At 64.9% G+C, this 12,305-nt stretch carries 8 protein-coding genes; 5 read left to right on the top strand and 3 right to left on the bottom strand.

The features are described from left to right. The 5 genes from B9A31_RS24615 to B9A31_RS24595 all read left to right on the top strand — a co-directional run bounded on the left by B9A31_RS24615 (position 1) and on the right by B9A31_RS24595 (position 6,475). Positions 1–480 (top strand): hypothetical protein, encoded by a 480-nt coding sequence (locus tag B9A31_RS24615; protein ID WP_016714667.1) that lies wholly within the window; start codon positions 1–3, stop codon positions 478–480. Positions 481–555: 75 nt separating this feature from the next. Continuing rightward, positions 556–2,127: a sensor domain-containing diguanylate cyclase gene (locus B9A31_RS24610; RefSeq protein ID WP_027609709.1), complete on the top strand. Its 1,572-nt coding sequence runs from the start codon at positions 556–558 to the stop codon at positions 2,125–2,127. Positions 2,128–2,297: 170 nt separating this feature from the next. Further along, on the top strand, positions 2,298–2,693 hold the full coding sequence (locus B9A31_RS24605; RefSeq protein WP_019098423.1) for a DUF2946 domain-containing protein: 396 nt from the start codon (positions 2,298–2,300) through the stop codon (positions 2,691–2,693). Positions 2,694–2,775: 82 nt separating this feature from the next. Then, positions 2,776–4,926 carry a TonB-dependent receptor gene (locus tag B9A31_RS24600; protein ID WP_027615718.1) on the top strand — a complete coding sequence of 717 codons (2,151 nt, stop codon included), beginning with the start codon at positions 2,776–2,778 and terminating at the stop codon, positions 4,924–4,926. Between the two features lie 211 nt (positions 4,927–5,137). Further along, complete coding sequence (locus tag B9A31_RS24595; protein ID WP_084297481.1) at positions 5,138–6,475, top strand: MFS transporter; 1,338 nt, start codon at positions 5,138–5,140, stop codon at positions 6,473–6,475. A gap of 32 nt (positions 6,476–6,507) precedes the next feature. Here the strand turns inward: B9A31_RS24595 and B9A31_RS24590 are convergent, their stop codons facing one another. From B9A31_RS24590 to B9A31_RS24580, 3 genes are read right to left on the bottom strand one after another with little or no spacing between them, the layout of a single operon-like run. Continuing rightward, positions 6,508–9,654 (bottom strand): efflux RND transporter permease subunit, encoded by a 3,147-nt coding sequence (locus B9A31_RS24590; protein ID WP_084297480.1) that lies wholly within the window; start codon positions 9,652–9,654, stop codon positions 6,508–6,510. Between the two features lie 16 nt (positions 9,655–9,670). Beyond that, on the bottom strand, positions 9,671–10,885 hold the full coding sequence (locus tag B9A31_RS24585; RefSeq protein WP_016714673.1) for an efflux RND transporter periplasmic adaptor subunit: 1,215 nt from the start codon (positions 10,883–10,885) through the stop codon (positions 9,671–9,673). Beyond that, on the bottom strand, positions 10,878–12,131 hold the full coding sequence (locus B9A31_RS24580; protein WP_084297479.1) for a TolC family protein: 1,254 nt from the start codon (positions 12,129–12,131) through the stop codon (positions 10,878–10,880). Before B9A31_RS24580 ends, B9A31_RS24585 begins: the two co-directional genes overlap by 8 nt. Positions 12,132–12,305 lie beyond the last annotated feature (174 nt).

Genomic DNA, 12,305 nt, shown 5'->3' with positions numbered 1-12,305 from the left:
ATGCCTCGCTTCCAGAAGTTGCTGTTGCCCCTGCTGCTGACTGCCGCCCTTACCGCCTGCGACCAGAAGCCAACCCGTGAAGAACAGATCCTCGCCCAGCTACCGCTGCAGGATGCCTACACGCACAATATCGAGCGCATGGCCACGCTGCTCGGTCGCACTCACCCGCAGCTGTCGCAAGCCACTATCCAGGGTGTACTGCGCAAGTACCTCACCGTCGAGGACCAGCACCAGGACCTGTTCCGCCTCTACAGCGAGAAGAATTTCAGCGATGCCGAGTTCGCCACCATCGTCGAAGCCACCCAGGACCCGGCCAAGGCCCGCGCGCTGGAAGACACCGAAGCCGGCAGGCGTCTGAGCGAAAAGCTCACTGCCCTGATGCGCGAAACCGCCCGCGATGTGAAGGTGCAGGCGCTGGTGGAGCGACGCATGCAACAGGTGGAAGACGAGCTGAATGCGCTGGACAGGGCAGGTTCCTGAATGCAACACCCGTCCACCCGCTAGCGCGTAAGGCTGTTTCCATTTCTTAGCTATTTTCAAAGCCCGAGGTCAGGATTGCCACACGCCAAGCACGGATTGCGCCTGGATCTACGAACACTCATTCTGGTGCTCTGCGCCCTTACAGCCCTGGTCATGCTGTGCGCCAGCTATTTCGCCAGCTACCGGGTGCAGCGCCAGCTGCTGATCGACCACGCCCTGGAAGCCAACCGGGTGTATGCGACGAAACTGGCAACCATCACCGAGACCTTCATCGGCAACGCCTTGCAGCAGCTTTCATTCAGCGCCGGCGTGCAGGGCCACCAGTTGAGCGACGCGGCAGCACTGCAGGTGGAGACCGACCGTGTACTGGGCCAGAGCATGGCCTTCAACTCCACGTTCGTGATCGATGCCAACGGCGTGCTGCTGGCGATTTCTCCAGCCTCGCTACGCCACTTTGTCGGCACCCGCATGCAATCGCCGGGTGCTCAGGAAGCACTGCACGAACGCCGCCCTCTGGTTTCCACGCCCTACCTGTCGGCGGCCAACAACCTAGTGGTGGTGTTGTCGCACCCCATTTTCGACGACAACGGCCGTTACCTCGGGTACGTGGGGGGCAGCCTGTACCTGCGAGAACGCAACATCCTCAACAGCCTGCTGGGCGAACACTTCTACAAGGACGGCTCGTACCTGTATGTGGTCGACCGCAACCGCCGACTGCTGTATCACCCCAACAGCCAACGAGTAGGCACCGTGGTGGAAGGCAACGCGCTGGTCGACCAACTGGCGACACTGGACAGCGGTACTCGGCAACTGACCAACAGCCAGGGCGTGGAAATGCTGGCCGGGTACGCCACCGTGCCCAGCGCCGGCTGGGGCGTGGTGGCGCAGCAGCCGTTGGCACAGACCGTAACGCCGCTGAGCCACCTGATTCTCAACGTGATCGGCACCTCCGCGCCCTTCGCGCTGGTGGGCAGCGTGCTGCTGTGGTGGCTGGCCCTGACCATTGCCCGGCCACTCTGGCAACTGGCCGCCGGCGCCCGTTCGATGGACCGCGCCGGTACAGCCGAACGCTTGCACCGGGTGCCCGCCTGGTACTTCGAGGCGGCCGAGCTCAAGCGCGCACTGTTATTCGGGCTGAACCTGCTGCACGAGCGCATCGGCAGGCTTGACCGTGATGCCCAGACCGACCCGCTGACCGGCCTGGGCAACCGCCGCAGCCTGGAACTCAGCCTGTCGTTGCTGGAAGCCGAAGGACGGGCATTTGCGGCCATCGTGCTGGACATCGACCATTTCAAGCGGGTCAATGACAGCCATGGGCACGAGGTCGGCGACCAGGCGCTGCGCCAGCTGGCCGAGCTGATGCGCCGTTGTTGCCGTGAAGGGGACCTGCTCTGCCGCACCGGCGGCGAAGAGTTCCTGATGATGCTGCCGGGGGCCAGCCTGGAGGTGGCCGCGGTGGTGGCTGAACGGTTGCGGGTTACAGTACAGGATACGCCGCTGGAACCTGTGGGGGCGGTGACAATTTCACTGGGGGTAGCGCGCTGGGATGGCGAGGCAGGCAGTGAGCCTGTGGAAACACTGAGCGAGGCTGACCGCGCGCTTTACCGGGCCAAGCAGGAGGGGCGCAATCGGGTAGTCATCGCCTGACCTGTGGGGCGGTAACCTGGCGCCACGGCATAAACTGGCGCTGGCGTTTGTCGATTTGCTGGATGTGCTGGAGCGGGCAGCCTGACAGTTTTTGGGGGCGCAAAGCAGCCCCGTGAATCTTGCAGCAAAAGAGCTACCCGACCGTTCATCCGGATGGTAGATTCGCCGCCATGAAAACCACCCGGCACACTCGCACGCTGACTGCCTGGACGCTCTACGCCAGCGTCCTGTTCAGCCTGTTGCTGTGCGGCCTGCACCATGGCCAGATGGGCGGGCTGCGCCTGGCCGGGCTGGAGGGCGGCTTCTGCTCGGTGAACAGCGAACACGGCGTGGCCATCGACCTGGACGGCGCCGGCGGTGACCAGCACATGGCCCAGCTGGACTGCCCGGTGTGCTCTTCGTTCGGCCTGGCCGTACCGCTCAGCAGCGGCGGCTGGTCGTTCACCCCGGCGCAAGCCGTGGCCACCTCGCCCATCGTCGTACGCAGCTGGGCACAACCGCCACCGCGCTATCAACGCCCCGCCCTCAACCCCCGCGCCTCCCCCACCGCCTTCCCCGTCGTGTAATGCCTTTCGCCTGACGTCAGCCGGGCACGCCTGCGTGCGCGCTCGCCGTCAGCCATGACCTTTGCGTGGAAGACACACCAACATGCTTCGTAACACCTCCCTGGTGCTCCTGATGGGCACCTGCAGCTTCGCCTGCGCCGAAATCGCTCCCGTTGAACTGGGCGCCACCACCATCGACGGCGAACGCGATGCCGCCAGCGGTGTGCAACTGGACGAACCGATCCGCACCGGCTCGCGCCTGGGCCTCACGGCGCGGGAAACACCCGCCTCGGTCAGCGTCTCGGACCGCCGCCTGATCGAAGAACGCGGCGCCAAGGACAGCCAGGACGTGATCAACGCCATGACCGGCGTGAACGCCTCGGCCAACCCAGGCTTTGGCGGCTTCGTTGCCTACCGTGGCTTTACCCAGAACCAGGTCACCCAGTTGTACAACGGCATCAACCTGGGCTACAGCAGCGCCACCCGGCCAGTGGATGCCTGGGTGCTCGACCGCGTCGAGCTGATTGGCGGGCCGTCTTCGTTCCTGCATGGTGCCGGTGCCGTGGGCGGTTCGATCAACTACATCACCAAACTCGCCAGCCGCGACCAGCAGACCATTGACGGGCGTATCCGCTATGGCAGTTTCGACGACAGCGAGGTGGCGTTCGGAATCAACCAGGCGCTGGCCAGCAACCCCGCTGACGCCCGCCATTTCATGCGCCTGGACTTCAGCCGCGTGCAGGGCAACGGTTACGTCGACCGCAACGAACGGCACACCGACAGCCTGGCCTTTTCGCTGCTCAGCGACCTGGCCCCCAACCTCACCCACACCCTGGCGCTGGAGTATCAGGAAGACCGCGAAGACAGCCCCTACTGGGGCTCGCCGATCCTGCCCGGGCGCAGCACGATGAAGATCGACAACAGCCGCCGCTTCGAAAACTACAACGTTGCTGACGGTCGCTATGAGCAGCGCGTACGCTGGCTGCGCTCGATACTCGACTACCAGGTCAGCGACAGCACCAGCGTGCAAAACACGCTGTACCATTACAACGCCCAACGCGACTACCGCAACCTTGAACGCTACGCCTACACCCCGACTGGCCAGGTGCAACGCAGCAGCCCTTACCTGCAGCGCCACGACCAGAACCTGCTGGGCGACCGCATCGAGCTGCGCCACGACAACCAGCTGTTCGGCCTGGCCAGCCAGTGGTCATTGGGGCTGGAATACTCACGCATGCGCCAGACCCTCTACCCCTCCTCGGGCAGCTGGAGCGACGTGGTCGATGCCGAGCACTTCAACCCTGGCAGTTTCGATGACATCCCCGGGGTGAATGCCGGCCTGACCAAACAACGTCGCCACGAGGTGATCAACCGTGCGGTGTTTGCCGAAAACCGCCTGCAACTCACCGAGCGCCTGGCCCTGCTGACCGCCTTGCGCTACGACTACCTGGACATGGAAGTCACCAACTACGGCGCCGTGACGCCCACCTCGCCGGCCTATTTCGAACGGCGCTGGGAGCCGCTGTCCGGGCGTATCGGCCTGACCTATGCACTGACACCTTCGGCCAGCCTGTATGCGCAATACAGCACCTCGGCCGACCTGCCCGCCGGCTCGCTGGCAGCCGCGACCTACTCCAATGTGGGGTTGTTCGACCTGTCCAAGGGTGAGCAATGGGAAGTGGGCAGCAAGTTCGACTTCCTCGACGGGCGCGGTGCGGCCACCCTGGCGCTGTATCAGATCGTGCGCAAGGACTTTGCCGTGCGCGACTCGAACGACGCCAACCTCACGGTCCAGGCGGGGCAGCAGACTTCACGCGGCGTGGAGCTGTCCGGGCGCCTGCAGGTAACGCCAAAACTGCTGGCCGAAGCCAACTATGCCTACGTCGATGCGCAGTACGACGAATTCAACGAGGCCGTCAACGGGGTATCGGTCTCGCGTAAGGGCAATGCACCGACCAACGTACCGGCCAATGTCGCCAACCTGTGGCTGACCTACAGCCTGTCGTCGGTGTGGTCGGTGGGCGCGGACGGGCGCTACGTGGGTTCGGTGTATGCCGACAACGCCAACAGCCTCAAGGCCCCCGCCTACACGCTGTTCGGCGCGTTCGCCCGCTACCGGCTGGACGAGCACACCACGCTGACCGGGCGGGTGCGCAACCTGACCGACGAGGTGTATGCCAAGCAGGCCTACAACAGCCAGTACTACATGGGGCCGCCGCGCACCTTCGAGCTGGCGCTGGACATGCGTTTCTGAGCCAATGGCCTGTCTTGCATGAACATCCCGGCCTGAATTGGCTCTTGTGTGCGGCCTTGCGAACAACTCGCGGTTGATTCAGGTATCCCGAGGTCGCCCTCGACAAAGCACGCTCCAGCGCCCGGCGATCTACTGGCAAGCATAACAATGATGGCGCGGCCCGACCGCGCCACGTTCATCATGCCTGCCAATGGAACCGGAGAGCACTCGCATGTCCGCACCTCATGAGGTATCCCCCGCCACCCTGCGCAGGGTGATCGCCGCCTCGGCCATCGGCAATTTCGTCGAGTGGTTCGACTTCGCCGTCTATGGCTTTCTCGCCACCTTGATCGCCAGCCAGTTCTTTGCCAGCGAAGACGCCAGCGTGGCCTTGCTCAAGACCTTTGCAGTATTTGCCGTGGCCTTTGCCCTGCGCCCGCTGGGCGGGATCGTGTTCGGCGCGCTGGGCGACCGCCTTGGGCGCAAGCGCATCCTGTCGCTGACCATTCTGCTGATGGCAGGCTCGACCACCCTGATCGGCCTGCTGCCGACCTACGCCAGCATCGGCTTGGCCGCACCTGCGTTGCTGACCTTGGCGCGCTGCCTGCAGGGTTTTTCGGCCGGCGGCGAATATGCCGGGGCCTGCGCCTACCTGATGGAGCACGCGCCCAATGACAAGCGCGCCTTCTATGGCAGCTTCGTGCCGGTCTCGACCTTTTCTGCCTTTGCCTGTGCAGCGGTCATTGCTTATGGCCTGGAGGCCAGCCTGTCGAGCGAAGCGATGAATGCCTGGGGCTGGCGCATTCCGTTCCTGATCGCTGCACCGCTGGGGCTGGTCGGCCTGTACCTGCGCTGGCGCATGGAAGAAACCCCGGCATTCCGTGAAGCCATCGCGCAGGGCAAAGAGCACGAGCATTCGCCGCTCAAGGAAACTCTGCGCAATCATGGCCGGGCCATTCGCAACCTGGGGGCGTTCATTTCGTTGACCGCACTGTCGTTCTACATGTTCACCACCTACTTTGCCACCTACCTGCAACTGGTGGGCAACCTGACCCGCGCGCAATCGCTGCTGGTGACCACCGTGGCGTTGCTGTTCGCCGCCATCGGCTGCCCACTGGCCGGGGCGCTCTCGGACCGGGTGGGGCGGCGCAAGACCATCGCTTTTACCTGCCTGTGGGTGATGCTGTGCGTGTTCCCGGCGTACTGGCTGGCCAGCTCGGGCTCGATGTCCGGCGCGCTGATCGGCGTGATTTTGCTGGCGGTGGGGGCGTTGTGCAGTGGTGTAGTTACCGCAGCGTTGCTGTCGGAAAGCTTCCCTACCCGCACCCGCTATACCGCTTCGGCGATTACCTACAATGTGGCCTATACGCTGTTTGGCGGCACCGCGCCGTTGGTGGCGACCTGGCTGATCGGGCAGACCGGCAGCAGCCTGGCACCGGCGTTTTACCTGGTGGTGATTGCGCTGGTGGCATTGGTGGGGGGGTTGGCGTTGCCGGAAACTTCGCGGATTTCGTTGCATGATGAAGTTGGGGTAGACGGCGTGCGGCCGGGGGTTCGTAGTACCGTCTGAGATTTTTGGGGCTGCTTTGCAGCCCCAGGGTCTCAGCCCTCCTGCACCTCTTCGCGCCGATACGCCCACTGATACAACGCCGGCAACACCAGCAACGTCAGCGCCGTAGACGACAGAATCCCGCCAATCACCACCGTCGCCAGCGGCCGCTGAACCTCCGCCCCGGTACCCGTTGCCAAGGCCATCGGAATGAACCCCAGCGACGCCACCAGCGCGGTCATCAAGACTGGCCGCAAGCGCGTCAGCGCGCCCTCTTCCACGGCCGCTCGCAGGGTGCGCCCTTCTTCGCGCAACCCACGGATGAAGGCAATCATCACCAACCCGTTGAGCACCGCCACGCCTGACAGCGCAATGAACCCCACGCCCGCCGAGATGGACAGCGGAATGTCCCGCAACCACAGCGCCAGCACTCCACCGGTCAAGGCAAACGGGATGCCGGTGAACACCAGCAGGCCATCCCGGAGGTTGTTGAACATCATCAGCAACAATGCCATGACCAGCAGCAATGCCACCGGCACCACCACCTGCAAGCGCTCGGCCGCCGACTGCAGCTGCTCGAACTGGCCACCCCAGCGCGTCCAGTAGCCCGGCGGGATCTGAACCTGGCCAATGAGCGTCTGTTCAGCCTCTTCGACAAACGAGCCCAGGTCACGCCCACGCACGTTGGCACTGACCACCACCACGCGCTTGCCATCCTCGCGGCTGACCTGGTTCGGCCCCAGCTGCAGGTTCAGCGTGGCCACCTGCGACAGCGGAATAAAGCCGATCTGCGCAGCGCCGGCTGTGGCACTGGCCGGCACCGGAATCAGCAGGCTGCCCAACCCGTCCACATCGGTACGCAAGGTTTCGGGCAGGCGCACCACCATGTCGAAGCGGCGGTCACCTTCATACAGCGTGCCTGCCGTGCGCCCCCCTACGGTGATGGCGATGGCGTCCTGCACGTCACCCACGTTCAGGCCATGGCGGGCAGCCTTGTCACGGTCGATGTCGATGGTCAGCACGGGCAGCCCGGTGGTCTGCTCAACCTTCACCTCAGACGCACCCGGCACGCGCTGCAGGCTGCTGGCGATTTGCGCGGCGGTGCGGTTGAGCACGTCCATGTCGTCCCCGAACAGCTTTACCGCCACATCGCTGCGCACCCCGGAAATCAGCTCGTTGAAGCGCAACTGGATCGGCTGCGACAGCTCGTAGTTGCTGCCCGGTACGCTGGCCGCCGCACGTTGTACTTCGGCAATCAGCTCGTTACGCGGCTTGCCCGGGTCTGCCCATTGCTCGCGTGGGCGCAACATCACGTAGGCGTCGGAAATGTTCGGCGGCATCGGATCGGAGGCGATCTCGGCGGTGCCGGTGCGGGCGAATACCCGCTCCACTTCCGGCACCTGGGCGATGATCGCCTGCTCCAGGCGCTGTTGCATGTCCACCGACTGCGACAGGCTGGTGCCCGGCACGCGCAGGGCCTGCAAGGCAAAGTCGCCCTCGCTGAGGCTGGGGATGAACTCGCTGCCCATGCGGCTGGCCATTACGCCGGAAAGCAGCACCAAAGTGCCAGCCGCCGCGAATGCCAGCTTGCGCCGACCCAGCACCCAGGCCAGCACCGGGGCATAGCGCTGGCGCGCCGTGCGCATCAGCAGGCCTTCCTCCTCCTTGACCTTGCCGGTGACGAACAGGGCAATGGCCGCCGGCACGAAGGTAACCGAGAGGATCATCGCTCCCAGCAGGGCCATGACCACGGTAAACGCCATGGGGTGGAACATCTTGCCCTCGACCCCGGTCAGGGCAAAGATCGGCAAGTAAACCACCATGATGATCAGTTGCCCGTAAATCAGCGGCCGGCGCGCTTCGCGGGCGGCGGCAAACACCTCATGGAAGCGCTCGCTGCGGGTCAGCATGCGGCCATGGCGTTGCTGGGCGTGGGCCAGGCGGCGGATGGCGTTTTCCACGATCACCACGGCGCCATCGACGATGATGCCGAAATCCAGCGCGCCCAGGCTCATCAGGTTGGCGCTGACCTTGTTGCTGAACATGCCGGTGAAGGTGAACAGCATCGACAGCGGGATGACCATGGCGGTGATCAGCGCAGCGCGGATATTGCCCAGGAACAGGAACAGCACGGCGATGACCAGAATGGCGCCTTCAACCAGGTTTTTCTTCACCGTGGCGATGGCTTTTTCGACCAGGTTGGTGCGGTCGTACACTGTTACCGCCACCACGCCCTTGGGCAGGTTGCGGTTGATCTCGACCAGTTTGGCGGCCACCGCCTGAGACACCGTGCGGCTGTTTTCGCCGATCAACATGAACACCGTGCCCAACACCACTTCACGGCCGTTCTCGGTGGCGGCGCCCGAACGCAGCTCTTCACCCAGGCCAACCTCGGCCACATGGCTGACGCGGATCGGCGTGCCGTCCACGCTGGATATGACGATGTTGGCGATGTCTTCGGCCGAGGCCACCTGGCCCGGCGCCCGGATCAGCAGCTGCTCGCCATTGCGCTCGATGTAACCGGCACCCACGTTGGCGTTGTTGCGTTCCAGCGCGCCGATCAGGTCGTTGAGGGTGAGCTTGTAGGCCGCCAGCCGCTTGGGTTCCGGTGCAATCAGGTACTGCTTGGCATGGCCGCCGATGCTGTTCACTTCGGCCACCCCCGGCACATTGCGCAGCTGCGGCTTGATGATCCAGTCCTGGATCACCCGCAGGTCGGTGGGTGTGTAGGGCGTGCCATCCTCCTTCAGGGCGCCCTGTTCGGCTTCCACGGTCCACAGGAAAATCTCGCCCAGGCCGGTGGAAATCGGCCCCATGCCCGCCTCGATACCCTCGGGCAACTGCTCGCGGGCCACTTGCAGGCGCTCGTTGACCAGCTGGCGGGCGAAGAACAGGTCGGTACCGTCATCGAAAATCACCGTGACCTGCGACAGGCCCGAGCGCGACAGCGAGCGGGTCTGTTTCAGCCCTGGCAGGCCAGCCATGGCCGTCTCGATGGCAAAGGTAATGCGCTGCTCGGTTTCCAGCGGGGAGTAGCCGGGGGCGGCGGTGTTGATCTGCACCTGGACGTTGGTGATGTCCGGTACAGCGTCGATCGGCAGTTTCTGGTAGCTGTGGATACCCACCGCGGCCATCAGGACCACGGCCAGCATCACCACCAGGCGCTGCTCGATGGCGAATTGGATCAGGCGTTCGAACATGCAGGCGTCCCCGTGATCAGTGGCTGTGCTCGGCCGAGCCTTTGCCCAGTTCCGACTTGAGGACAAAGCTGCCGGCGGCGGCCACCTGGGTACCGGCGGCAAGACCGTCAGTGATTTCTACCTGGCCAGCGTCGCGGCGGCCGGTTTTCACCGGGCGAGCCTCGAAACCTTCTTCAGTGCGGGCAAACACGACGGTTTGCTCTTCCCAGGTTTGCAGGGCGTTTTCCGGCACCGCGACAGCGGCATTGAAGCGCTCGACGCTGACAGCCACATTGACGAACAGCCCGGGGCGCCAGGCGCCGTTGGGGTTGGCCAGGGTGGCACGCACGGTGGCGGCACGGTTCTGCTCGCCAAGCAGGCTGCCAACGTAGTTGACCTTGCCCTCGACCTGGGCACCCAGGTCCGGTGCGCTGACCGTGACATCACGGCCGGTCATCACCTTGTCCAGGTCACGGGGGGCCACGGCGAAGGTAGCCCACACCCGGCTCAGGTCAGACAACGTGAACGCATTGCTGGTCTCGTCGACCACTTCGCCCACGGTCAGGTGCTTTTCCACCACCACCGCATCGAACGGGGCGCGCAGCTCATAGCGGTTGCCAGCGCCAGCCGGGCCCACGGCGGCGACCTTCTGCCGGGCATTGGCCAAGGCGATCTCGGCCTCCTGCAACGCCTGGCGTGCCTGCAGGTAATCCTGTTCGGCACTGATACGTTCCTGCCACAGCTGCTGTTCGCGCTGGAAGGTCAGGCGCGCCAGTTCCAGCCGGCGCTGGGCGGCCTGCTGCTCGCTGCGCAGGTCTGAAATCTGCTGGCTGGCAATCACCGCCAATACCTGGCCGCGCTTGACCGCCTGGCCCAGCTCGGCTTGCACCGCCTCGACCACGCCGGGTACACGCGGCACCACGTGAGCCGTACGGTCTTCGTCGAAGCGGATTTCCCCCGGAAAACCGATAGCGGTACCCAGTGCCCGAGGGCCGGCGGTAGCCAACTGCACACCGGCGGCCTCGATCTGGGCGATGGACAGGTGCAACTGGCCCTCTTCTTCGCCGTGGCCCTCCTCTTCGTGGCCTTCGGCGGCTTTCTCGGTGCCATGGCCGTGGCCGTCTTCGCCGTGGTCATCGTGCCGGGCTTCTGTTTTCGACGCCGGGCCGAGGTTGCCGGTCCAGGCCAGGCCACCCAGGCCGAGCGCGGCCATGGCGGCAACCAGAAGGGCTATCTTGCGTGGGTTAGTCATTGTTGCTCCTGCTGTTCAAGGGGGTGCTAAGGCCATCGAGGTCGCCATAGATCCGCTCGACCTGCGCCCGTGCATCGGTCGCCGAGGCCAGCGCTTCGAGGTACAGCCCGCGTGCCTCGATCAGCGTGCGCTGGGCGTCAAGCACATCGAGGAAGGCGAACTTGCCCATCTCGAAGCCACGGGTGGCGGTGTCCACGGCCTGCTGCGCAGCCGGCAGAATGGTGCGGTCGTAGGCGTCCACCTCCTGCATCGCCGTGTGCCACTGGCTGACAGCGCTGCGGGTGTCACTGCGCAGGCGCAGCTCCACGGCGTTACGCATGTCACGCGCCTGGTCGGCACGGCGCGCGGCTGACATCACGTTGCCCTGGTTGCGGTCGAACAATGGCAAGGGCATCGACAGACCGACCACGTTGACGCGTTCGCGGTCCTCGCGGCTGTACTGGCTGCCTAGGCTGACGGTGAGGTTGGGAATGCGCTGGGCCTTTTCCGATCCCAAGGAGGCTTCACCACGCTCGACCTGGGCGGCGGCCAGGCGCCATTCGACCGTTTGCTCGACCCGGTCGAGCAAGGTGTCTGCCCTGGGCGCAACGCCAGGTGAAAGGTTGGCGGCCTGCAAGTGGTCGAAACCTGCCAGCGGGCTGCCGATCAGGCGTGCCAAGGCTTGGTAGGCCACGCCGCGCTGGGTTTGCGCACGCCGCACTTCGGCCTGGGCCTGGGCCAGTTGCACCTGGGCACGGGTGACCTCTACGGGTGATGACTGGCCAGCGGTGACCCGCCCCTGTACCACCCGCAGCCCGCGCTCGGTCAATGCCTGTGACTGCTGCGCCAGTTCCAGCGCGGTCTGCGCCCGCAAGGCTGCATGGAAGGCCTGCACCACATCAGCCCGCAGGCCATTGCGCTGGCGCTCCAGGTCGAGTTGGGCAATGGCCTGGCCGGCACCGGCCACTGCGATACGTGCGCCGCGTTTGCCGCCCAGTTCCAGCGGCTGGCTGAGGGTGACGGTGGTGGTGCTGGTGTCGCGGCGAGTGTCCTCGACCTCCCAGGACAACTCAGGGTTGGGGATCAACCCTGCCTGGCGCCGCTCGCCGTCGGCAATGCCGACTTCGCGGCCGGCGGCGGCCAGTTCCGGGTTCTGGGCAAAGGCGGCGGCAAGCGCCTGGGGCAGGCTCAGGCTCTGGCTGGCCTGGGCGCTGGTGGCGCTGGTCAGCAACAGGCAGAGCAAGGCGATCTTGCGGGGGTTGGGCACGAACAAGTCCTCGTCGACGCGTGTAGGCGAGGGACTGTAAAAAGCCGTGCTTATCGGGGCGGTGTCGGGAGCATTACAATTTTGTAAGGTTTGGCTGCGTTCGATAATCGCCCACTTTCCCGGTGCGGCGGCCTCGTCCAATTGACGGAACTAACCAGTCAGTACAAAACTACG

Source organism: Pseudomonas sp. URIL14HWK12:I5, from assembly GCF_900176445.1.
In the GTDB taxonomy this organism is placed as follows: Bacteria; Pseudomonadota; Gammaproteobacteria; order Pseudomonadales; family Pseudomonadaceae; genus Aquipseudomonas; species Aquipseudomonas monteilii.
The sequence above is the reverse complement of the archived record's forward strand: the minus strand, read 5'-3'. Positions and strand labels throughout refer to the sequence as shown.

Bases quoted from the DNA above. Each gene is read 5' to 3' on its own strand.
- B9A31_RS24615 (WP_016714667.1), top strand. From the start codon at position 1: ATGCCTCGCTTCCAGAAGTTGCTGTTGCCCCTGCTGCTGACTGCCGCC.
- B9A31_RS24605 (WP_019098423.1), top strand. From the start codon at position 2,298: ATGAAAACCACCCGGCACACTCGCACGCTGACTGCCTGGACGCTCTAC.
- B9A31_RS24600 (WP_027615718.1), top strand. From the start codon at position 2,776: ATGCTTCGTAACACCTCCCTGGTGCTCCTGATGGGCACCTGCAGCTTC.
- B9A31_RS24595 (WP_084297481.1), top strand. From the start codon at position 5,138: ATGTCCGCACCTCATGAGGTATCCCCCGCCACCCTGCGCAGGGTGATC.
- B9A31_RS24590 (WP_084297480.1), bottom strand. From the start codon at position 9,654: ATGTTCGAACGCCTGATCCAATTCGCCATCGAGCAGCGCCTGGTGGTG.
- B9A31_RS24585 (WP_016714673.1), bottom strand. From the start codon at position 10,885: ATGACTAACCCACGCAAGATAGCCCTTCTGGTTGCCGCCATGGCCGCG.